The 23495-nt window shown below is 61.2% G+C and carries 17 protein-coding genes and 1 pseudogene; 10 read left to right on the forward strand and 8 right to left on the reverse strand.

Annotated features, from left to right (window positions below):
• Nucleotides 1-504: 504 nt before the first annotated feature.
• The 4 genes and pseudogenes from QVP03_RS02205 to QVP03_RS02220 all read left to right on the forward strand — a co-directional run bounded on the left by QVP03_RS02205 (nucleotide 505) and on the right by QVP03_RS02220 (nucleotide 5870).
• Nucleotides 505-2601: a KamA family radical SAM protein gene (locus tag QVP03_RS02205; protein ID WP_018694606.1), complete on the forward strand. Its 2097-nt coding sequence runs from the start codon at nucleotides 505-507 to the stop codon at nucleotides 2599-2601.
• Nucleotides 2602-2761: 160 nt separating this feature from the next.
• Nucleotides 2762-3862: an acyltransferase family protein gene (locus QVP03_RS02210; RefSeq protein WP_022332021.1), complete on the forward strand. Its 1101-nt coding sequence runs from the start codon at nucleotides 2762-2764 to the stop codon at nucleotides 3860-3862.
• A 90-nt stretch (nucleotides 3863-3952) separates the two neighbouring features.
• A complete protein-coding gene (locus QVP03_RS02215) occupies nucleotides 3953-4666 on the forward strand; it encodes a pirin family protein (protein WP_022332022.1) in 714 nt (237 codons plus the stop codon).
• A gap of 178 nt (nucleotides 4667-4844) precedes the next feature.
• Nucleotides 4845-5870, forward strand: a pseudogene (locus tag QVP03_RS02220) (family 43 glycosylhydrolase).
• Nucleotides 5871-6073: 203 nt separating this feature from the next.
• Here QVP03_RS02220 and QVP03_RS02225 read toward each other — a convergent pair.
• Both QVP03_RS02225 and nadB read right to left on the reverse strand, forming a co-directional pair.
• Nucleotides 6074-7657, reverse strand: a complete 1584-nt coding sequence (locus QVP03_RS02225; RefSeq protein ID WP_022332025.1) for a peptide chain release factor 3 — start codon at nucleotides 7655-7657, stop codon at nucleotides 6074-6076.
• Between the two features lie 163 nt (nucleotides 7658-7820).
• Nucleotides 7821-9377, reverse strand: coding sequence for an L-aspartate oxidase (gene nadB, locus QVP03_RS02230; RefSeq protein ID WP_022332026.1), 1557 nt, complete (start codon nucleotides 9375-9377; stop codon nucleotides 7821-7823).
• Between the two features lie 191 nt (nucleotides 9378-9568).
• On the opposite strand from nadB, the gene QVP03_RS02235 reads away from it, so the two are divergent.
• A complete protein-coding gene (locus QVP03_RS02235) occupies nucleotides 9569-11656 on the forward strand; it encodes a glycoside hydrolase family 20 protein (RefSeq protein WP_022332027.1) in 2088 nt (695 codons plus the stop codon).
• A gap of 431 nt (nucleotides 11657-12087) precedes the next feature.
• On the opposite strand, the gene QVP03_RS02240 is transcribed toward QVP03_RS02235, so the two are convergent.
• From QVP03_RS02240 to QVP03_RS02265, 6 genes are all read right to left on the reverse strand, one after another.
• A complete protein-coding gene (locus QVP03_RS02240; RefSeq protein WP_117507326.1) occupies nucleotides 12088-13113 on the reverse strand; it encodes a vWA domain-containing protein in 1026 nt (341 codons plus the stop codon).
• 162 nt (nucleotides 13114-13275) lie between these two features.
• Entirely contained in the window at nucleotides 13276-14268 is a 993-nt protein-coding gene (locus QVP03_RS02245) for a vWA domain-containing protein (protein WP_022332029.1), read from the reverse strand.
• Nucleotides 14269-14280: 12 nt separating this feature from the next.
• Complete coding sequence (locus QVP03_RS02250) at nucleotides 14281-15087, reverse strand: tetratricopeptide repeat protein (RefSeq protein ID WP_022332030.1); 807 nt, start codon at nucleotides 15085-15087, stop codon at nucleotides 14281-14283.
• A 12-nt stretch (nucleotides 15088-15099) separates the two neighbouring features.
• Nucleotides 15100-16074 carry a hypothetical protein gene (locus QVP03_RS02255; RefSeq protein WP_022332031.1) on the reverse strand — a complete coding sequence of 325 codons (975 nt, stop codon included), beginning with the start codon at nucleotides 16072-16074 and terminating at the stop codon, nucleotides 15100-15102.
• A complete protein-coding gene (locus QVP03_RS02260) occupies nucleotides 16071-16955 on the reverse strand; it encodes a DUF58 domain-containing protein (protein WP_022332032.1) in 885 nt (294 codons plus the stop codon). The genes QVP03_RS02255 and QVP03_RS02260 overlap by 4 nt, the downstream gene beginning before the upstream one ends.
• A gap of 2 nt (nucleotides 16956-16957) precedes the next feature.
• Complete coding sequence (locus QVP03_RS02265) at nucleotides 16958-17956, reverse strand: AAA family ATPase (RefSeq protein ID WP_022332033.1); 999 nt, start codon at nucleotides 17954-17956, stop codon at nucleotides 16958-16960.
• Between the two features lie 239 nt (nucleotides 17957-18195).
• Here QVP03_RS02265 and QVP03_RS02270 point away from each other — a divergent pair, with 239 nt between their 5' ends.
• The 5 genes from QVP03_RS02270 to QVP03_RS02290 all read left to right on the forward strand — a co-directional run.
• Nucleotides 18196-18726, forward strand: coding sequence for a hypothetical protein (locus QVP03_RS02270; RefSeq protein WP_022332034.1), 531 nt, complete (start codon nucleotides 18196-18198; stop codon nucleotides 18724-18726).
• Nucleotides 18689-19411 carry a C10 family peptidase gene (locus QVP03_RS02275; protein ID WP_022332035.1) on the forward strand — a complete coding sequence of 241 codons (723 nt, stop codon included), beginning with the start codon at nucleotides 18689-18691 and terminating at the stop codon, nucleotides 19409-19411. Before QVP03_RS02270 ends, QVP03_RS02275 begins: the two co-directional genes overlap by 38 nt.
• Nucleotides 19412-19695: 284 nt before the next feature.
• Nucleotides 19696-20103: a hypothetical protein gene (locus QVP03_RS02280; protein WP_237957176.1), complete on the forward strand. Its 408-nt coding sequence runs from the start codon at nucleotides 19696-19698 to the stop codon at nucleotides 20101-20103.
• A 205-nt stretch (nucleotides 20104-20308) separates the two neighbouring features.
• On the forward strand, nucleotides 20309-22861 hold the full coding sequence (locus QVP03_RS02285; RefSeq protein WP_022332037.1) for an ATP-dependent helicase: 2553 nt from the start codon (nucleotides 20309-20311) through the stop codon (nucleotides 22859-22861).
• Nucleotides 22862-22866: 5 nt separating this feature from the next.
• Nucleotides 22867-23495: glycosyltransferase family 2 protein (locus QVP03_RS02290; protein ID WP_288210605.1), on the forward strand; the 629-nt coding region annotated here is incomplete at its 3' end.

Below are 23495 nucleotides of genomic sequence, written 5' to 3' on the forward strand. Positions count from 1 at the left end.
GTCGCAAGTTCGAATCTTGTCACCCCGACTTTTCGAAAAGCCTTGATAATCTGATGATTGTCGAGGCTTTCTTGTTTTTGTATCTGTTCGTACGGGTAGGGCTGTGCGGGCGGGGGAATACGATTCTGCGGGGAAAATACGTTCTTATATACAAGGGCGGAAGATGCGGGCGGTGCGGGAACCCCGGCTGACCGCAGACGGGAAATGTCAATTTTTTTACTATCTTTGTGACGGATTCCGTATGGCGGCCGTCGTTTTTTTGCTGTGAGGCCGCCGATTCTTGCCGGCTCGCCTGTGGGCGGCAGTTTTTGATATTTGCCCGGAGGAATGCCCTTTTCCCGGGAATATCGTCCGAATGCGGAGGAATTTGCAGGGGAGCCTGCGGTTCCGGGTGTATCTGTGATTTTATTGCGCCGTGCCCTTTTTATCGTACGCTGACGACCGTACCGGGGACATTGCCGCCCGCATCCGAAAATTATAACGAAAAAATAAACGATAGTGCTTATGAAACAAAGGAAAATGCTTTCATTCACGCTTTACCAGCTCGGGCTGTTTTTCCGCCAGGAGCTGCCGGGACTTGTTGCCCAGGCCGATGCGAGCCGCGATGCCGGGGAGTTCCGGGCCCGGCTCGAAGAGTTCGTCGCCCGGCATGCGGCGGCGCAGGGCGAGGCGGCGGAACAGATCCGCCTGCTGATCGGCTACGACGGGCGGGAGGTGAGCGAACTTTCGACCGGTGAGCAGATGCCCGTGCGGACGCTGGAATTGCTGTGGCAGTTCCTCACGGGGCGGCTGGAGAACCCGGAGATGCGTTGCGACCTGTTCATCGACCTGTTTTTCCAGTTCAAGCGCCTTGAGGGGCTGGAGTTGCAGCCGCTCACGCCGCAGCGCGTCCGTATCCGCAGCGATCGCTGGCCAACGGGGCTCGATCCCGAGGTGGCGGAGGTGCGCGCCCAGAACAGGGAGCGTATGCTCCACCTCTTGGTGCAGAAGATCGAGAACCGCAAGTCGACCCCTTCGCGGTTCCGTTTCGAGGAGGGGATGACCTACGAGGATAAATACCGTCAGGTAGGCGTCTGGTGGGGCGATTTCCGGTTCCACCTGGCGATGGCCGTGAAGAGCCCTTCGGAGTTGAACCGGTTTCTGGGCAACTCGCTCTCGGCGGAGACCATGTACCTGCTGTCGAAGGCCCGCAAAAAGGGGATGCCGTTCTTCGCCACGCCCTATTACCTCTCGCTGCTGGACATCACCGGCAAAGCGTACGACGACGAGGCGATCCGCAGCTATATCCTCTATTCGCCGCAGCTGGTCGAGACCTACGGGAATATCCGCGCCTGGGAGAAGGAGGACGTTGTCGAGGCCGGAAAACCCAATGCGGCCGGGTGGCTGCTGCCCGACGGGCACAATATCCACCGCCGTTATCCCGAAGTGGCGATCCTGATCCCCGATACGATGGGGCGTGCCTGCGGCGGGTTGTGCGCCTCGTGCCAGCGGATGTACGACTTTCAGAGCGAACGGCTCAATTTCGAGTTCGAGAGCCTGCGCCCCAAGGAGAGCTGGGATCACAAACTGCGCCGCCTGATGGCTTATTTCGAGGAGGACACGCAGCTGCGCGACATCCTCATCACGGGCGGCGACGCCCTGATGAGCCAGAACAAGACGCTGCGCAATATCCTCGAGGCGGTCTACCGCATGGCCTGCCGCAAGCGCAAGGCCAACCAGGCGCGTCCCGACGGTGAAAAATATGCCGAGTTGCAGCGCGTGCGGCTGGGGTCGCGCCTGCCGGCTTACCTGCCGATGCGCATCGACGACCAGCTGGTGGAGGTGCTGAAGGAGTTCCGGGAGAAGGCCTCGGCCGTCGGCGTGAAGCAGTTCGTCATCCAGACGCATTTCCAGTCGCCGCTGGAGGTGACGCCCGAGGCGCGGGAGGCTATCCGGAAGATACTTTCCGCCGGGTGGCTCATCACCAACCAGCTGGTATATACCGTCGCGGCATCGCGCCGCGGGCATACCACCCGGCTGAGGCAGGTGCTCAACTCGCTGGGCGTGGTCTGTTACTATACCTTCTCGGTGAAGGGCTTCGGCGAAAACTACACCGTCTTCACGCCCAACAGCCGCTCGATGCAGGAGCAGCAGGAAGAGAAGCTCTTCGGGCGGATGACCGCTGAGCAGACCGCGGAACTGGATGCGGCGCTGACCGGCGAGGGCGACACGGCCGGGCGCATCCGCCGCTTCATGAAGAAACACCGGCTGCCGTTCCTGGCCACCGACCGCAGTGTGCTGAACCTGCCGGCCATCGGCAAGAGCATGACCTTCCGGCTGGTGGGCATCACGGCCGAGGGGAAGCGTATCCTGCGTTTCGACCACGACCGTACGCGCCGCCACAGCCCGATCATCGACCGTATGGGCGAGATCTACATCGTGGAGAACAAGTCGGTGGCGGCCTATCTGCGCCAGTTGGAGAAGATGGGCGAGGACGCGGAGGATTACGCCAGCATCTGGGGTTACACGCACGGTCAGACCGAGCCGCGTTTCGGGCTGTACGTCTACCCCGACTTCCCGTTCGGGGTGACCGACCGGGTGAGCAATCTGGAGCTGGAGTAGTTGCCGGTGGAAAAAGCAGGGGCCCGGCCGGATGCGCTCCGCCGGGCCCCGATATATTTGGATATATCAGAAATTCTTATTATCTTTGTGTAAAGTATAATAGGGCCGGTCGAAGAAGGATCACTGACAAGGATCGGGCCGGAAGAACAGCACCCGAATTATGAAACCGTCCGAACGATTGCAGTCGCTCGATGCCCTGAGGGGGTTCGACATGCTCTTTATCATGGGGTTCGCCTCGCTCGTCGTCGCCGTGTGCGGCCTGTGGCCCAACGCTGTGACCGACAGCATTGCCAGCCAGATGGGGCATGCCAGCTGGGACGGCTTCACCCACCACGATACGATCTTTCCGCTGTTCCTCTTCATTGCCGGGGTGAGCTTCCCCTTTTCGCTTTCCAAGCAGCGTTCGCTGGGGTTGTCGACCGGGACGATCTATGCAAAAATCGTCCGCCGCGCGCTGACGCTGGTGTTGTTGGGGGTGATTTACAACGGGTTGTTCAGGCTTGATTTCGAAAACCTGCGTATTGCCAGCGTACTGGGGCGCATCGGCCTTGCATGGGGCATAGCCGCGGTGCTGTACCTCAATTTCGGGGTGAAGGCGCGCATTGCGATCGCCGCAGCCATACTGGTCGGTTACGGCCTGTTGTCGGCGCTGGTGGCGGCACCCGACGTCGCGGGCGCAGGGCCATTGACCCGGGAGGGGTGCCTGGCAGGGTATGTCGACCGGCTGCTGTTGCCGGGTAAGCTGTACGGCAAGACATTCGACCCCGAGGGGCTGCTCAGTACGGTGCCCGCCGTGGTGACGGCCATGCTGGGCATGTTTACGGGGGAATTCGTGCGGCGGCAGGACTTGTCGGGCGGCCGCAAGGCGTCGTGGATGATTGCGGCGGCCGTGGCGCTGCTGGTCGCAGGGCTGGCTTTCAACGGGGTGGTGCCTGTGAATAAATCGCTGTGGTCGAGTACGTTCGTATGTGTCGTGGCTGCCTATTCGCTGGCGATGTTCGCCCTGTTCTACTACCTGATCGACGTCAGGGGATGGCGCCGCTGGACGCTCTTCTTCCGCGTCGTGGGACTCAATTCGATCACGATCTATCTGGCCCAGCGTATCGTGGGCTTCGGGCGTATATCCGATTTCTTCCTCGGGGGCGTGGCGTCGAAATGCCCGGAGGCGCTTGCCGCCGTGGTCAATAGTGCCGGCTATGTGGCCGTCTGCTGGCTGTTTCTCTATTTCCTTTACAGAAAGAACGTCTTTCTGAAGGTGTAGCCTGCGGATTCCGTCAGGTGCTGCGCGCAGGCGCGGCTGGCGCGGAGTTTGCTTCACGCCCAACCGATTGTATAATAAAAAATCATTGCTATGAATAAGACGATTCACCGCGCACAGACGCGCGGACACGCCAACCATGGTTGGCTCGATACCTACCATACGTTCAGTTTTGCCGGATATTACGACCCCCGGCGAATCCATTTCGGCGCCCTGCGGGTGCTCAACGACGATACGGTCGCCCCGGGCGAAGGATTCGGGACGCATCCCCACGATAACATGGAGATCGTGTCGATTGCGCTCGAAGGTGCGCTTCGGCACGGCGACAGCATGGGGAACATGCAGGAGCTGCGTCCGGGCGAGATCCAAGTCATGTCGGCCGGGACGGGCATTACGCACAGCGAAATGAACGCCAGCGACACGGAGCCCGTGAAATTCCTGCAGATATGGGTGCTGACCGATGCGGAGAACCATACGCCGCGTTACAACCAGATCCGGCTGGCGCCGGCAAAGCGCAACGAATTGAGGACGATCGTGGCTCCCGAAGGCCGCGGTGGCGAAAACACGGGCTGGCTCCATCAGGATGCCTGGTTCTCGACGCTCGACCTTGACAAGGGGCATGACGTTGAATACCGGATGCATACGCCCGGGAACGGGGCCTATGTCTTCGTGATCGAAGGGCTGGTCGAGGTGGACGGCGAAGTGCTCGGCCGCCGCGACGGCATGGGGGTCTGGGATACCGACGGCTTCGGGATCAGGGCTTCGGCCGACGCCCAGGTGCTGGTCATCGAGGTGCCGATGCGTTAACGGGCGGATATATAGGTGAAAGCCTGCTGGTTTCCAGCAGGCTTTTTTTATTGCCGCCGTGCCGCACCGGCCGGGCGGAAACGGAAATCCCCTTCCGCCCGGCCGAAGACAGTGTATTTTTCGTATCTTTGTTGCCGGTTCCGGCAAAATATCGTTGAATTCGTAAATGAGATACGCTATGAAAAATTATTTCGTCGCACTCGCCTTCACGGCGGTGTTACTGCCCCTGGCCTGTGCCTGCGGCACGCCCGAACCCGCCCGCAGCGGGGACGGGGATCCCCTGCCCGGGAACCCCGGGGCAAAGAGCTACAAGAACCCGGTTTTCCGGGAATTCCTCGTGGCCGACCCCACGGTAATACGCGCCGAGGACGGGAATTTCTACCTCTATGCGACCGAGAGCGGAAAGAACAACATCCCCATCCTGCGCTCGTCCGACCTGGTGAACTGGACGAAGGTCGGCTAGGTCTTTACGGCGGGGAACCATCCGCAGATAACCGACAAGGCCGGAGCCAACCTTTGGGCGCCGGACATCAACAAGATCGGCGACAGGTATGTGCTGTATTATTCCCAGCCGGGGGAGAACAACAAGCACGCCATCGGCGTGGCGTCGGGCCCCTCGCCTGTCGGGCCCTTTACCGACCACGGGAAACTGATCGGCAGCGACGAGATCGGGGTCGATATTTCGATCGACCAGTTTTACATCGAGGAGGACGGGCACAAGTACATGTTCTGGGGAAGTTTCCGGGGCATCTGGGCGATTGAACTTGCAGACGACGGGTTATCGCTCAAACCCGGGGCCGGGAAGCGTAAGATCGCCGGCGACCAGTACGAGGGCACCTACATCCACAAGCGGGACGGATACTATTACCTGATCGTCTCGACGGGCGATTTCATGAAGGATTACCATGTGGTCGTCGGCCGCAGCCGGTCGCTGATGGGGCCTTATGTCGATCGTGCGGGGCGCGACATGCTCGGCGTGCACCACGAACTGGTCGTGGGCAACGGCAACGGGTTTGTCGCCCCGGGGCACAATGCGGAATTCGTTACCGATGATAAGGGGCAGGACTGGATGCTGTACCATACCCGGCTCGAGGTGGGCGGGCCGCGTTACCTGATTCTCGACCGGATAGAATGGAATGACGGGTGGCCCGAGGTGCGCGGGCACGTACCCGCCCGGAGTGCCGAAGCTCCCGTTTTCGAGTAGCCCGGCTGGCAGGCCGTGCGATGTCCGTGCGTGCGGCATCCATGCCTGTGACCTGTCTGCGCCGTCCGTACCTGCGACCTGCCTGCGGCATCGCGGTTGACGCGGCCGGGGCGGGCGTATTGCCGGCAGGAAGAGAGAATCCCGGCGGGATCCCACATGGGTTCCTGCCGGGATTTTTACGGATCGGACAGCCCCCCCCCGGATCAGAACTCCGAGGTGAAGTGGAAGCGGATGTCCTTGAAATTCTCCTGCGCCAGCGCCAGCCCGTAGCTCGTATCGGCGAGGAATACGTCGCGGCCGTGCTTGTCGACGGCCATGTTGGTGTGCTTGCGGCGCTTGAAATCGGCCAGCTGCGCGGCGTTGTCGCTCTCGATCCAGCAGGCTTTGTAGATCGAGATCGGCTCCCAGCGGCAGGCGGCGTTGTATTCGTGTTCGAGTCGGTACTGGATGACTTCGAACTGGAGCGCCCCGACCGTGCCGATGATCTTGCGGCCGTTGAGCGAGGATACGAACAGCTGTGCCACGCCTTCGTCCATCAGTTGGTCGACGCCCTTGGCGAGCTGCTTGAATTTCAGCGGGTCGGCGTTCTCGATGTAGCGGAACTGCTCGGGGGCGAACGACGGGATGCCCGTGAATTTGAGCTTCTCGCCCTCGGTGAAGGTGTCGCCGATCTTGAAGTTGCCCGTGTCGTGCAGGCCGACGATGTCGCCCGGGTAGGCGAAGTCGATGACCGATTTCTTTTCGGCCATGAAGGCCGTCGGCGAGGAGAACTTGAGCTGCTTGCCGCTGCGCACGTGCAGGTAGTTATGGTTGCGCTCGAACGTCCCGGAGCAGATTTTCAGGAAGGCGATGCGGTCGCGGTGGTTGGGATCCATGTTGGCGTGGATCTTGAACACGAAGCCCGTCATCTTCGGCTCGGCGGGCTCCACGGTGCGGGTCGCGGTGGGCGCCGGGCGCGGCGAGGGGGCGATGCGGACGAAGCATTCGAGCAGTTCGCGCACGCCGAAGTTGTTGACCGCCGAGCCGAAGAACACGGGGGCCAGCTCGCCGCGCAGGTAGGCCTCGCGGTCGAACTCGTCGTAGACGCCTTCGACCAGCTCGACGTCCGAGCGCAGCTGTTCGGCGAATTTCGCGCCGATGTAGCTGTCCAGCTCCGGCGACGCGAGGTCGGAAATCTCGGCGGTCTGGGCGTCGGCGGTGAGTTTTTCGTCCGACGTGAAAAGCGAGAGGTTCTTTTCGTAGAGGTTGTAGACCCCGCGGAACGTGGGGCCGTTCGAAATGGGGAAGGCCAGCGGCCGCACGCGGATGCGCAGTTCCTTTTCCACCTCGTCCAGCAGGTCGAAAGGCTCCTTGGAGGGGCGGTCGAGTTTGTTGATGAAGACGATCACCGGCGTCGAACGCATACGGCACACCTCCATCAGTTTGCGGGTTTGCGACTCGACGCCCTTGGCGCCGTCGATGACGATGATGACCGAATCGACGGCCGTCAGCGTGCGGTAGGTGTCTTCGGCGAAGTCCTCGTGGCCCGGGGTGTCGAGGATGTTGATCTTGGTGCCCTTGTATTCGAAGCCCATCACGGCCGTGGCGACCGAGATGCCGCGCTGGCGCTCGATCTCCATGAAGTCCGACGTGGCGCCTTTCTTGATCTTGTTGCTTTTGACCGCCCCGGCGACGTGGATGGCACCGCCGAAGAGCAGCAGCTTCTCGGTGAGGGTGGTTTTACCCGCGTCGGGGTGGGCGATGACCGCGAAGGTGCGGCGGCGTGTGATTTCTTCCTGTAATGTCATGTATTTGTTCGAATGTTTCTGCCGGGATCCGGTGCAGCCGGTGCCGGCGACTGCTGTTGCCACGGCTTCGGGCCGTGTTTGCAAGCCTGGCCCGCCCCAAATCCCTCCCGGGGGAGAGGCTTGTCGCATGCGGCCGGAATATCCCGGTAATTTTAAACCTTTGTTATTCTTTCGGGTAGTCGGCGTTGTAGTGACAGCCGACCGACTCCTTGATCTCGCGGCCCTGTTTGATTACCAGGTAGGCCACGGCGATCATGTTGCGCAGCTCGCACAATTCGCGGTTGGGCTTGGTCTTGTTATAGAGCTCCTCGGTCTCCTGCCAGAGTATCTCGAGGCGGCGCATGGCGCGTTTGAGCGAGAGGTTCGAGCGGACGATGCCCACGTAGTTGGACAGGATGGTCTGCATCTCGCGCTTGGACTGGATGATCATCAGCATCTCCTCGGTGTGCTGCGTGCCTTCGAAGTCCCAGTCGGGGATGCCCTCCTGGATGTCGACCTTGGGGAGCAGCGACGCAGCGTGGCGTGCGGCCTGGTCGGCATAGACCACCGCTTCGATCAGCGAGTTGGAAGCGAGGCGGTTGGCTCCGTGCAGCCCCGTGCAGGAGGTTTCGCCCAGCGCGTAGAGGTGCCTGATCGAGGTCTCGCCGTTGGTGTCGACCTTCACCCCGCCGCAGCAGTAGTGCGCTGCGGGCGTCACGGGAATCCAGTCGCGGGTGATGTCGATGCCGATCGAAAGGCATTTTTCGTAGATGTTGGGGAAGTGGCTGCGGATGGCTCCGGGGTCTTTGTGCGTGACGTCGAGGTAGACGAAGTCCGAGCCCCGCTTGGTCATTTCGCGGTAGATGGCGCGGGCCACCACGTCGCGCGGTGCCAGCGATTTCATCGGGTGGTATTTGTCCATGAACTCCTCGCCGGAAGGCAGGCGAAGGATGGCACCGAAACCGCGCATGGCCTCGGTAATGAGGAAGTTGGGTTTCTCGCCGGGGTTGTAGAGCGTGGTGGGGTGGAACTGGATGAACTCCATGTTCTCGGTGATGGCCTTGGCGCGGTGGCACATGGCGATGCCGTCGCCCGTGGCGACGACCGGGTTGGAGGTCGTGGAATAGATATTGCCGCAGCCGCCCGTGGCGACGACGGTGAACTTGGCGAGCATGGTCTCGATCTCGTTGGTGGCGAGGTTGAGCACATAGGCGCCGAAGCAGGCCAGCCCGCGCGTATGGCGCGTGACGAATTCGCCCAGGTGGTGCTGCGTCAGGAGGTCGATGGCGAAATGGTGTTCCAGCACCGTGATGCCGGGGTGCCGGCGAACCGACTCGACCAGCGCCCGTTCGATCTCGGCGCCCGTGAGGTCTTCGTGGTGGAGGATGCGGGGTTCGGTATGCCCGCCCTCGCGGTTCAGTTCGAATCGGCCGTCGGGGGTTTTGTCGAAGCGTGTGCCCCATTCGATCAGGTCGCGGATCAGCTCCGGAGCACGTTTCACGACCAGCTCGACGGCTGCCTCGTCGCATTTGCCGGCTCCGCAGACCAGGGTGTCGCGGATATGTTTTTCGAAGGTGTCGGGAGCATAGGTCACCGAGCAGATGCCGCCTTGTGCGTAGTTGGTATTGCACTCGTTCATTTCGCCCTTCGTGACGATCGTGACATGCCCGTGGGCCGCGGCCTTGAGCGCGAACGAAAGCCCCGCTGCGCCGGAACCGATAACCAGAAAGTCGGTTTTCATAGTTTTGTGAGCAATTATGCGACGCAAAGTTATAAAAAATGCCCGGTAATCGGGTCTTCCGCCGGGAAAAACCTGTGCAAAAACAGGGCGATCTCTCCGGGATGCCCGTTTCTGTCGGCTATATTTCCCTCCGCAGCGGGCCATATCCGGATTTTTTCCTACTTTTGTCACGATACAACCCTGATTATTCTATGAAAAAATTGCTACTGGCCTTTGCCGCAGGCGTGTGTCTGTCCGCCTGCGCCACCCACGATCCAAAAATCTCGATCGTACCTTATCCCAACCACCTCGAACCCGGGCACGGGACGTTCGCCGTCAAGGGCGAAGGCGTCGTGTGCGACAGCCGTGCCGACGAGCGGACGCAGCGCGCCGTGGCGGAATTCGCCGCGCAGCTGGCGAAAACCTCCGGCGGGGAGAACCCCGTGACCGTCGCCGACGAGCTTCCCGCCTCGGGCATCCGCTTCGTCCTCGACCAAACGCTGCCGGAAGAGGGGTACCGGCTCGATGTCACCCCGAAGGGCGTCGAAGTCCGTGCGTCGCGTTTCCCCGGCTTTTTCTACGCCGTGCAGAGCCTGCGGCAGATGCTGCCCGCGGCGGTTTACGGGACGGAGCCTGCGCCCGGCGAGGAGTGGGTGCTGCCGTGCGTGAGCATCGAGGATGCCCCGCGTTTCGCTTACCGGGGCATGCACCTCGACGTGGCGCGCCATTTCTTTTCGGTCGAAGAGGTGAAACGCTACCTCGACGTGATGGCGATCCACAAGCTCAACCGCTTCCACTGGCACCTGACCGACGGAGCTGGATGGCGCATCGAAATCAAAAAATACCCCGCCCTGACCGACATCGCCGCCTGGCGTCCCTATCCCGACTGGGGGGAGTGGAATTTCGGCGGCAAACGCTACTGCCACCGTGACGACCCGGTGGCCGCCGGGGGCTATTACACGCAGGACGACATCCGCGAAGTGGTCGAATACGCTCGTGCCCTGCATATCGAGGTGATTCCCGAGATCGAGATGCCGGGGCACAGCGAGGAGGTGCTGGCCGTTTACCCCGAACTCTCGTGCAGCGGCAAACCCTACACGGACTCCGATTTCTGCATCGGCAATGAGCAGACGTTCGAATTCCTCGAGAACGTGCTCTCCGAGGTGATCGGGCTCTTCCCTTCGGAATATATCCATATCGGCGGCGACGAGGCTTCGAAACGGGGTTGGCGCACCTGCCCCGAATGTGCCGCCCGGATGCGTCGGGAGGGACTGAAGGATGTCGACGAGCTGCAAAGCTACCTGGTGCACCGCATCGGGACGTTCCTCGCCGCCAGGGGCCGCCGCCTGCTGGGCTGGGACGAGATTCTCCAGGGCGGGCTCGCGCCCGGCGCCACGGTCATGTCGTGGCGCGGCACCGAGGGCGGGATCGCCGCGGCCAGAGCCGGACACCGCGCCGTGATGGCTCCCTCGAACTACTGCTACCTCGATTTCTGCCAGGACGACCCCACCCGCGAGCCGGTCGCCGCGGCGGCGTTCCTCACCCTCGCGCAGGCCTACTCCTACGACCCTGCGCCCGATTCGCTGGGTGCGGATGTCGTGCCGATGATCCTCGGCGTGCAGGGCAACCTGTGGTGCGAGCACGTGCCCACAGCCGAACATGCCGAACACATGATCTGGCCGCGCCTGCTGGCGATCGCCGAAGTGGGGTGGAGCGCCCCCGAACGTAAGGACTTCGACGACTTCCACGCCCGCGTGCTCGACGCCGTGGCGTGGATGCAGCAGCGCGGATACCACCCCTTCGACCAGAAAAATGCCGTCGGGCCCCGCCCCGAATCGCTCGATACCCTGCATTGCCTCTCGACCGGCAGGCAGGTGGCTTACCGTACGCCTTACAGCCCGAAATACCCGGCTGCGGGCGACGCTTCGCTGACCGACGGGTTGCGCGGCGGGTGGAACTACGGCGACCGCCGCTGGCAGGGGTGGCTCGATACGGATGTCGAACTGGTCGTCGACCTCGGGGAACGCCTGCCTGTGAAACGTATCGCGGCCTGTTTCATGCAGGGTTTCTATGCCGACATCTGGATGCCCCGTGCGGTCGAAATCTCGGTTTCGGACGACGACAGGCACTATACGCCCCTTGCCTCGGTCGAAAACGACATCCCGTTCGAATACAAGCAGGATTGCTACCGCGAGTTCGGCTGGTCGGGCCAAACCGCGGCGCGTTACGTACGGCTGAAAGCCCTGCACAACGGCCATCCCGGCGGCTGGATTTTCACCGACGAGATTATCGTGGAGTAACCCCGCCGGGGCGGATTCCCGGGATGCTTTCCCGCGATGTGCCTGCCGCTACAATGGGAAAGGGGGGCGCCAAGTCTTTCCGGCCTCCCGGGAACCGCGTGTCCTGAAATGCCCCGGATGGCAGCAGTGCAAATAAAAAAGGGCTGTCAACGATATGCCTGACAGCCCTTTTCCATGCCGGGTCGGTTCTTTGCTATTGATCCCGCCGCCCGTTTCCCGGCTATGTTTCCCGATTGTGTTTTCCTTGTTCGTTTATCCTTGCGCCCGTCCGCGTACCCTTGCGTTCTTGTCCCGGTTTATCTTTGCGCTCGTCCGCGTACCCTTCCGTCTTTGTTCCGGCTTATTCTTGCGCTCATCCTTGTTCCTTTGCGTCCTTGTCCTCCTTTTATCTCTGCAATCCGGCTGTCGCTGCGCGCACGCAAACCCTCCGGTTACTTCTCGCGGAAAATGTTGAGGTGCGCCAGCAGCGGGTTGCGGCGGTCGAGCAGCAGGAACTCCGCCAGCAGCAGCACGAGCGCCGCGATGAGCAGGTATTGGTACTGCTCGTTGAACTCCTCGAAACGCATCATCGACAACTCGGTCTGCTCCATTTCGTTGATGCTCTTTACGATCTCGTCGAGGCCGATCGACTGCTTGGTCGAACGCACATAGGCGCCGCCCGTGATCTGGGCCACCTCGGAGAGCATCTTCTCGTCGAGTTTCGAGACGACCATGTCGCCCTTCTCGTCCTTGATGAACTCCCCGCCGATCTGGATCGGGGCGCCTTCGGGCGTGCCGATGCCGATGGTGTAGATGCGTATGCCCATCTCCGCGGCGCGTTTGGCCACCGCCAGGGCGTCGTCCTCGTGGTTCTCGCCGTCGGTCACCAGGATGATGACCCGGCTGTGTGTCTCTTCCGTTTCGCCCGAAAACGACAGCAGCGCCTGTGACAGCGCCTTGCCGATGGCCGTGCCCTGTACCGACACCAGCGACGGGTCGATGCGCTTGGCGAAGGCTTTCGCCATGCGGTAGTCCGACGTGATGGGCAGCTGAACCTTGGGTTCTCCCGCGAAGACGATCAGCCCCACGCGGTCTTGCCTGAGCCCGTCGAAAAGTTTGTTGATGGCATATTTGGTGCGCTCGAGCCGGTTGGGTTCGAAATCCTCGGCCAGCATCGAGTTCGAGACGTCGACCACGAGCATCATCTCCACGCCCTGAGCCTTCTCCTCGCGGAGCTTCGACCCGAACTGCGGGCGTGCCACGGCCAGTATGAGCAGGACGGCGGCCGTGCAGAAGAGGATGAACTTGAGTGCGGTACGCCCGGTCGAAACCTCGGGCATCAGCTCCTCCAGCACCCCGGGGTTCCCGAAGCGTGCGAGCCTTTTGCGGCGGCGTGCCGCCGCTGCCCAGAAGATCAGTACCAGTGCCGGTATTGCCAGCAGCAGCCAGAGATATTGCGGATTTGCGAATCTGAACATAACGAATGCCTGCCCGGCGTATTGTTTCCCGTTTGCTGTCCCTGTCCGACCCGCCGGGTTTGCATTAGGGCACCTGGGGTGCCTGTCGGACAGCGACATTCCCTCCGCAATTTTCCTTCCGGCAAAGGGAGGGCTTTGCCGGCGTCCGGGGCGTGGTGCCCGTCAGGGTATCCGTTTGAGCACCAGGTTTGCGAACAGGAACTCCGCGAACAGCAGCAGCAGCCCCGCCAGCGCCCACAGGAGGTACTGTTCGTGGTAGGTGACGTGTTCCGTAACCTCCACCTTGCTCTTTTCCATTTGGTTGATCTGGTCGTAAATGGCTTTCAGCTTGGCTTTGTCCGTGGCGCGGAAATACTCCCCGCCCGTCATCTCGGCGATCGACCGCAGGGTCTTCTCGTCGATTTCGACCTTGGCCATCACCGTGCCGCCCGTGGGCGTGCCGTAGATGTCCACGGCGGGGTAGGGCGCCATGCCCTCGGTGCCGACGCCGATCGTGTAGACGCGGATGCCCTGCGCCTTGGCGATCTCGGCCGCCGTCAGCGGGGCGATCTCGCCGCGGTTGTTCACGCCGTCGGTCAGCAGGATGATTACCTTCGACTTGGCCTCGCTCTCGCGCAGGCGGTTGATCGCCGTTGCCAGGCCGTTGCCGATCGCCGTGCCGTCCTCGATCAGGCCGCTGCGGATGCGCGACAGCAGGGTCTGCAACGTCCCCTGGTCGGTGGTCAGGGGGCTTTGCGTGAAGGCCTCGCCCGCGAATGCCACCAGTCCGATCCGGTCGCCGTAGCGGTCGGCGATGAACGATCCGGCCACCTCCTTGGCCGCCGTGATGCGGTCGGGCCGGAAGTCGCGTGCCAGCATCGAGCCCGAGACGTCGATCGCCAGCATGATGTCGATGCCCTCGGTGTTCGTGTGCGAAAGCCGCTCCACGTCCTGCGGGCGCGCCAGCGCCACGACCAGCAGCGCGAATGCCGCCGCACGCAGCACGAACGGCAGGTGCCGCAGGTAATAACGTATGGTCTTCGGGGCGCGCACGACACCGTCGACCGACGAGATCTGTATCGCCGCCCCGCCCTGCAACGTCCGCCAGACGTAGTAGCCGGCCATCGGTACGAGTGCCGTCAGCAGCCACAGATAGTATGGTGATGCGAAATGCATAGTCCTTGTGTTTTACCAGTTTTTCGTTCCCCGGACGACGACGCCCTGTTTCTCCTTCAGCTTGTCCTGCGTGCGGTCTTCCTGGGCCTGGATGGCATCGAGCATCTGTTCCTGCTCCTGCGGGGAGATACCCGCCGGAACGGGCTGCTGCTGCCCCTCCTGGTCGCCTTCGCCCTCCTTGTCCGGCTGCGAAGGATCCTGCTGCCGGTCGCCCTGCTGCTCCTGGTCGCCGCCCTGCTGCTCCTGGTCATCGCCCTTTTGGCCCTTGTCGTCCTGCTGCTGGTCGCCGTCCTGTTTGTCCTGTCCGTTGCCCTGTTGCTGCTGATCCTGGTTCTGGTCTTTGTCCTGGTTCTTGTCGTCGCCGCCACCGCCGCCGTCCTCGTTGTCGTCTATCAGGCGCTTGGTGTAGGCGTAGTTGTACTTGGCCTGCTGGTCGGCAGGGTTCAGCCGCAGCGACTGTTTGTAGCTTTCGAGCGCCTCCTTGTATTTCTGCTGCTTGAACTGGGCGTTGCCCAGGTTGTAGAACGCTTCGGCACGCTCCTCGTCCGTACGCAGCGAGTCGGCCGCGGCCCTGCGCATCGTCTGCTCGGCCTTGTCGAACCGCTCGGCCTTGTAGAGGGCGTTGCCGAGGTTGTAAGTCGCCTCGAACGATTCCGGTGCGGCCTCCAGCGCCCGCTCGTAACGTTCGATGCTCTTCTCGTAGTTGCCCTTGTTGTATTGCCGGTTGCCGCGCCGCACCTCGCTGCGTTCGGGCATGTTCTGCGCCGAAGCCCCGAGTGCGGCCAGGAGGAATACCACTGTGTATATGAGTTTATACATCTGTCACGCATTTTAGTTTTTCACCGGCTCCTGCCCTTCGGTCTCCTCCTCCGCCTCGGCGACCTTGGTCTCCTCGACGAAATAGTAGGCTTTCAGGTAGTCGGCCTCGTTCTGCTCCGCATCGGGCGTCGCCTTGGCGAACTTCACCAGGTCGGCGTCGCGCAGGATCGCCGTCAGATCCATCCGGGCCTTGTCGGGCAGTTCCTCCGCGCGCATCGCCTCTATGATCTCATCCGAGGTCATCTCCATGGCGCCGAAGCCCCACCGTGCCGCGATGTAGGTGCGCAGGATGTCCGTCAGTGCCGAATAATATTGCTTGTGCTTGTTGTTCTGCCACAGCTTCTGGTGGTGCAGTGCCTCCAGCGCCTTGATCGCCACGACGTGCGGCGGCTGGGGCGGTGACGGCCTGAACAGGTCGCCGAGGCGTTTGCCGCGGCTCTCCAGGTAGCGCTTCAGCGCATAGGCTGCCGCCAGCAGCAATACGAGTGCGAGCGCGCCCCATTGGGCGTAGCCGCTGACCTCCCCGAAGCGGAACGGCAGGTTCCACTGAGGCTTCACGTCGTAGATCGACTGCGACGTCGAGTCGATCTGGAAGGTCGCCACCTGCAGGTAGAGCGAGTCGCGTGCCCAGAGCGTGTCGACGATGTTCTTGTCGGCATAGAGCACCGCCGGGCGGCCGAGGTTCCACTTGCCCTCCTCGAACGCCGCCAGCGTGTAGCGCTTGCGGAGTTTGAGGTGGCGGCCGTCGCGTTCGAGCGTGTCGACCGGATGCTCCTTGTGGAGTTCGATGGGGCTCCCCGGCTTGTCCTCGAATTCGGGGAACTGCACCACCTGCACCAGGTCTTTCTCGACGTCGACCATCAGGTCGAAACGGTCGCCGATCATGACGCTGTCGGGCTGGATGTGCGCCGTGACCTGCGGCACGTCGGACTGGGCCCGTGCCGCTGCGCCCGCGAGGAGCAGCGCTATTGCAAAAAGTCGTTTCATCGCTGTTTGAACAGTTTTATCAGTTCCGCCACATAGTCGCCCTCGGTCGAGACCATCGCCGTGTCGATGCGGTTGTGCTTGAGCGTCGATTCGATCTGTGCGCTGCGCTGCCGCCATTTTTCGGCGTAATGCTCCCTCACGGCGCGCGACGACGTGTCGACCCAGACCTTACGTCCGCTTTCGGCGTCTTTTAGCTCGACGATGCCCACGTCCGGGAGCTCCGTTTCGCGCGGGTCGTAGACGCGTATGCCCACCAGGTCGTGCTTGCCGCCGGCGATCTTCAGCGCGTCGTCCAGCGCCGCCCTGTCCTTCGAGGAGTCCATGAAATCCGAGAGGATGAAGGTCGTGCAGCGTTTCTTGTTGACGTTGGTCAGGAAACGCACCGGCTCCGAGAGCTTCGTCCCCGCCGATTCGGGCCGGAATCCCACCAGCTCGCGGATGATCATCAGGATGTGGCTGCGCCCCTTCTTCGGGGGGATGAACTTCTCGACCTTGTCCGAGAAGAAGATGCAGCCCACCTTGTCGTTGTTCTGTGCGGCGGAGAAAGCCAGCACGGCGGCGATCTCGGTGATGATGTTCTTCTTCAGGCGTTCGGTCGTGCCGAACATGCGCGATGCCGAGACGTCGACCAGGAGCATCATCGTCAGTTCGCGTTCTTCCTCGTAGATCTTGATGTGAGGTTTGCGCGACCGCGCCGTCACGTTCCAGTCTATATCGCGCACGTCGTCGCCCGCACGGTACTCCCTGACTTCGGAAAACGACATGCCCCGTCCGCGGAAAGCCGTATGGTACTTTCCGGCGAAAATCTCGTTCGAAAGACCCCGGGTCTTGATTTCGATCTTCCGGACGCGTTTCAGAATATCGTTCTCTGTCTCTTGCATCGTTAGGGTACGATTACGTTGTTGAGGATGTCGGTGATGATCTCCTCCGAGGTGATGTTTTCGGCCTCGGCCTCGTACGTCAGGCCGATGCGGTGGCGCAGCACGTCGTGGCAGACGGCGCGCACGTCTTCGGGGATGACGTAGCCGCGGCGGCGGATGAAGGCGTAGGAGCGTGCGGCCTTGGCCAGCGAGATCGACGCACGGGGCGAACCGCCGTATGCGATCAGATTCTGCAGTTTCTGCAGGTTGTATTCCGCCGGCTCGCGCGTGGCGAAGATGATGTCGATGATGTATTTCTCGATCTTCTCGTCCATGTAGACGTCCTCCACGACCTTGCGGGCCTTGATGATGTCCTCGGGCGAGATGACCTTGTTGACCTGAGGCATGCCAGCGCCCGAGAGGTTCATGCGCACGATGTCGCGCTCCTCCTGCTTCTTGGGGTAGGAGATCTTGGCCTTGAGCATGAATCGGTCGACCTGCGCCTCGGGCAGCGGGTAGGTACCCTCCTGCTCCAGGGGGTTCTGCGTGGCCAGCACCAGGAACGGCTGCGGCAGCGGGTAGGTCTGGTCGCCGATGGTCACCTGCCGCTCCTGCATGGCTTCGAGCAGTGCCGACTGCACCTTGGCCGGGGAGCGGTTGATCTCGTCCGCCAGCACGAAGTTGGCGAACACGGGGCCTTTCTTGACCACGAACTCCTCGTTCTTCTGCGAGTAGATCAGCGTACCGATCAGGTCGGCCGGCAGCAGGTCGGGGGTGAACTGTATACGCGAGAATCCGGCATCCACGGCTTTTGCCAGCGTGGTGATGGCCAGCGTCTTGGCCAGTCCGGGCACGCCTTCCAGCAGGATATGTCCGTTCGACAGCAGCCCGATCAGCAGCGTGTCGACCAGGTGGCTCTGCCCCACGATGACCTTGCCCATTTCCGTGCGGAGCGTATCGACGAATACCGATTCGCGTTCGATGCGCTCGTTGAGTTCCTTGATGTTGATGACTTCGCTCATTGTTTTATTATGTGTTGAATTTCATGCTTCATACCCTGCGCCCGGCATCTTTTGCCCGCAGCTTCCGCATCCGCCCGGCGCAAACGTTGCCGTATTGTCGTCGGATACGCAAGTCTTGATTTATTATTGGGAACGATTCCCGAATGAAATTATTGCAAAATTAATAAAATTACGGATAAAATGTTTTGAATTTCCCCTTTTTTGCTATCTTGTAATCACTTACCGCTTGAACCCATGCTATGCGAAAATTGTATTATTTAGCCTGCAGTATTGTCTTATCCGGCCTTACCGCCTGTGAAGTGCCTCCGCTGGCGGATGGAAGCTCTGCTGTAACGGTTGAAGGCGTTGCGACGGCTCCGGTCTCGCACACGATTCCCGCAACGAAGGCACTGGAACATCTTGCCGGGGCACTGGTTGCCCTTGACGGGCCGACCCGTTCTCCGGGTGAATCGAGAACCGTGCAACGCGTTACGGCGGTTACGCGGGCCGACCTGAGGGCGTCTGCGACCCGCAGCGGAGGATGTTCTGCCGACTCGCTTGTTTATTTAGTCGAGTTCGAAGATGGAAAAGGCAGTGCCATTCTGGCTGCGGACGACCGGCTCGAACCTGTTATCGTGATCTACGATACGTATAAAATGAAGAAGGAAGATTTGCGGGAACCGCCGGTCGATCCGGATGCTTGGCGGACACTTGAAAATCTTTATTGCGAAGAGGAGCCGATCCGTGAGCCCCATGCTGACGACTCAATGGCATCAGGGAGCCCCGTTTAAACTACGTTTTCCGATTACTGCTTCGTGGACTATCTGGGCTCCGGCCGGATGTGTCACGATCGCCGTGGCCCAGATTATGAACTATCACCAATTTCCGCGCAATTATTGTGATTGGTCGCTGGTAAATCAATATAATCCTAACGACCCCCTTGAAGATAATGGCCAGGATGTGCTGGACGAAGTCGCGTTATTGTCTAAAAAGGTGGCTGGCGGTTGTCGTGTGGAATGTAATTTTTTTGGCTCCGGGGAAACTTTTTCCACGCCGGCCAAAGCCAAGCGTTTTCTTCGCGATGTGGGCTATACCGGTACCGAGAAACATCTCGGATATGACGCGGACGTGATTAAGAAAACGCTGGATAACGACTGCCCGGTCTTTATCGGGGCTTTGGCTTCCAGCAATCATGGTCACGCATGGGTGATCGACGGATATCTGAATTACGAAAACATCATCAAAACCTACAACGGCCCTACCACTTTGTTGAAAACAAACACAGTGAATAAACTATTCGTACACTGTAATTGGGGCTGGCAGGATACTGACAAAAACGGATATTATGCCAGTAAGGTTTTTGACACCCGAAAAGGGCCTGCGGATTTGAACGGGTATCCGGCGGCGACTCGCGGGGTCAATACTAAAAATTACACATGGTGGTTCCGCATCGTTACTTATAACAAACCCCGATAGTTATGAAAAAACTGATTATATTGTGTAGTGCCGTATTGGGCTCCTTGCTGTTTTGCGGATGTCTTCCGAGCTCTGCGCCTTACGAGGATTTTTACTCCCGGTCGTTCGTCTTGCGGTATTGTCAGGTAAGCGATATCTCGATCGAACGTCGGTATTATTCCGAAGACGATCCCGATTACAACCTGGGCTATTTTATCCGGGTTGTTTCCGATAAACTTTATCGGGCAAACAGGAACGGTGAAGAAAAACAGGTCTACGATGCACTTTGCGAAAAATACAATGATGTGACCTATAACCGTAAGGTGCGATACTCTTACGATGAATACTATCCTCCCAGGTGTTCCTGCTTTTTTACGGACTTGGAGATATGGAGCACTGCCGACTGGGATGCCGGTCATCCGGCGGGAACGCCGCTCGATGACATCGTGCGTTTCAAAAGCGATACCCCCTGGCCTTATATCCGGAGCGGTTATACGCAGCGGTATTCCGACAAGAAAAGGGGCGAATACTATCCGGTCTATTGCCTGGTTTCGGAACTTACGGCGGACGACATGACCCTGTTGCCGGATTCCTTTTTTATCCTGTTTACCTCGCGTCCCTCCCTCGACCTGCAACATACCATCCGTGTCCGGTTGACCGACGATGCCGGGAATGTGTACGAGGCTGGCATCGACGTGGATTTCAGCCTGTGACCCGAACCATCCGTGCGGAAACGGGTATTTCTGTCCCTGTCGTTGGTTGTGTTTTCGGATGTCCCGGCAGTGTTGCAGCCGGCCGGCAGTCCGCTTTGGATTGCTGTGCCCCCGAATCGGCGTGCGGGGCTTTCCCGGTAAATTTTATTCCAAAATCGGCAGGGCTCTGCCGAAGGGCTTGCGAAAAAGTATTAACTTTGCAGCCATGGAACCCAAAGAATCTCCGATACTGCAAGGCCTGAACCCCGCACAGCTCGCTGCCGTGGTCAACTACGACAGCCCGTCGCTCATTATCGCCGGCGCCGGTTCGGGCAAGACGCGCGTGCTGACCGCGCGCATCGCCTATATGATCGAGCAGGGCGTGGCGCCCTTCAACATCCTGGCGCTCACCTTCACCAACAAGGCCGCCCAGCAGATGCGCGAGCGCATCGCGCAGATGATCCCCGATAACCGCAGCCGCTATATCCGCATGGGTACGTTCCACTCGGTCTTTTCGCGCATCCTGCGCGAGAACGCCGAAAAGATCGGTTTCCCCGAGTCGTTTACGATCTACGAGCCCTCGGACTGCAAGAACCTCATCAAGACCATCGTCCGCGAACTGAACCTCGCGGACGAGAAATACAAGCCCAACCTCATCGCCTCGCGTATCTCCTACTTCAAGAACTGCCTGGTGACGCCCGGCGCCTACCTCGCCAACTCGGTCTATGCCGCCGAAGACCGGCAGGCGCAGATCCCCGAGTTCGGCAATGTCTACAATATCTACTGCCAGCGCTGCAAGCGCAACGGTGCGATGGACTTCGACGACCTGCTCTTGCAGACCAACATCCTGCTGCGCGACGCCCCGGACGTGCTGGCGCGCTACCAGGAGCTGTTCAAATACATCCTGGTGGACGAGTACCAGGACACCAACTACGCCCAGTACGTCATCATCCGCCGCCTGTCGCAGCTCCACTCCCGGGTCTGCGTCGTGGGCGACGACGCACAGTCGATCTACTCGTTCCGCGGTGCCAAGATCGAGAACATCCTCTCCTTCCAGAAGGATTTTCCCGCGGCCAAGGTCTTCAAGCTCGAGCAGAACTACCGCTCGACCCGCACGATCGTCGATGCGGCCAACTCGGTCATCGTCCGCAACTCCAGGCGCATGGAGAAACACTGTTTCTCGGCCGGCGACGTGGGTGAACCGATCCGCATTCTCAAGGCCTATACCGACCGCGAGGAGGCCGAAATGGTGGTCTCCGATCTGCGCGACAAAGTTCGCTCGACGGGCGACGACTGGTCGGAAGCGGTGATCCTCTACCGCACCAACAACCAGTCGGCCGTGCTGGAGGACAACCTCCGCCGCCGCGGCATTCCCTACCGCATCTACAAGGGCAGTTCGTTCTACGACCACAAGGAGGTCAAGGACATGCTGGCCTATATCCGGCTGGTGATCAACCCGCGCGACGACGAGGCGTTCAAACGCATCGTCAACTATCCGACGCGCGGCATCGGCGACACGACCGTGCAGCGCATCGCGCAGCTGGCCGCCGAGCGGGGCGTCTCGATGTGGGAGGCGGTCGACGCGCTGGTCGCCGAGCCGGCCGCCGATCCCGTGCAGAAGACCATCGCCCGCAAGGTGGCGGACTTCGTGGCGATGATCCGCTCGCTGTCGCTCGCCCGCAACGAGAAGGGGCTTTACGACTTCGGGCTCGAGATCGCCACCCGCTCGGGCATCCTCGCGGCCTATCGCGCCGAGAATACCCCCGAGGCGACCTCGGCATTGGACAATATCGAGGAGCTGCTGAACTCGATGCAGGAGTTCAAGGAGCGGTGCGACGCCGAAATCCGCAACGGGGAGCGTCCGCAGGACGAAGAGGCGACCATCGAGGAGTGGTTGCAGAACGTCATGCTGGTGACCGACATGGACAAGGACGACCCCGAAGACCGCAACAAGGTGACGCTGATGACCGTCCACTCGGCCAAGGGGCTGGAATACAAATACGTGTATATCGTCGGGCTGGAGGAAAACCTCTTCCCCTCGCAGCGGGCCGCCGAGTCGCCCGACGGCATGGAGGAGGAGCGGCGCCTGTTCTACGTGGCGCTCACCCGTGCCAAGGTCGAGGCGACGATCTCCTACGCCGAGATGCGTTTCAAGTGGGGCAACATGGAGTTCTCGCGCCCGAGTTGCTTCCTGCGCGAGATCGACCCGAAATATGTCAGGGCCGACTTCGGTACCGGTACCGGCACCGACGACGACCGCCCGCACCGCTCGCCCGACGGATCCGCACCTTCGGCCATCGACGAACTGCGCCGCCGCTTCGACTACCGTTTCCAGCAGAAACAGCAGGCTGCGGGCGGGAACAATCCCGGCTTGGGCGGCGGCCGGCCGGGCAGCAACCCCGGCCGCGGCAATTTCGGCGGTCGCCCCTCCGACGGCGAATCCGGCCCCGCAAGGCGTTTCGCCCGGGCTGCGGCACCCCGCGACGCCCGCCCGCAGGGGCGTCCCGACCCGGCGCTCGTCCAGGCCTCGCGCCCCTCGACCGACGGCATGCGCCGCATCGGTGTGCGGCAGGCGGCCGACGGCGGCGTACCCCTCGGCGATACGATGCCCGTCAGCGGCGATTATACCGTGGGACAGCGCGTCGAGCACCCCAAATTCGGCGTGGGTATCGTGCAGCGCATCGAGACCCTCGCCACCGACCACAAGCTGGTCGTGGCCTTCGACGGCGCGGGCGAAAAGACCCTGCTGGCCAAATTCGCCAAACTGACCAAACTATAACAGCGATGGCGACCCCCCCCCTTGTGTCGGTCTGCATGACCACCTACAACCACGAAGCTTACCTTGCCCAGGCCATCGAGAGCGTGCTGGCGCAGCAGACCTCGTTCGGGGTCGAGCTGGTGCTGGGCGACGATTGCAGTACGGACTCCACGGCCGCTATTTGCCGCGAATACGCGGCGAAATACCCCGGCCGCGTGCGTTTCGTCACGGGCCAGCGCAACGTGGGCTGGCGTGCCAACTACCGCCGCACGTTCGAGGCCTGCCGCGGGAAATACGTGGCCTACTGCGACGGCGACGACTGGTGGAGCGACCCCCGCAAGTTGCAGATGCAGGCCGACCTGCTGGAGTCCGACCCCTCGTGCGGGATGTGCTATACGCGCGCCAGCAACTATTACCAGAACACCGGCCTCACCGAACCCGATCACGAGGAGCACTTTACCGACTTCGACCACCTGCTTTGCCGGCTCACCATCGCCAACTGCGCCACGCTGGCGCGCCGCGACCTCATCGCCCGCTACTATGCCGAGGTGCGCCCCGACGAGCACCCCGAATGGCTTACCGACGACGCCCCGATGTGGCTCTGGTTCGCGGCCTGCAGCCGTGTGCGCTACCTCCCGGCCATCACGGCGGGGGA

The organism is Alistipes sp. CAG:29 (assembly GCF_000435435.1).
Classification (GTDB): domain Bacteria; phylum Bacteroidota; class Bacteroidia; order Bacteroidales; family Rikenellaceae; genus Alistipes; species Alistipes onderdonkii.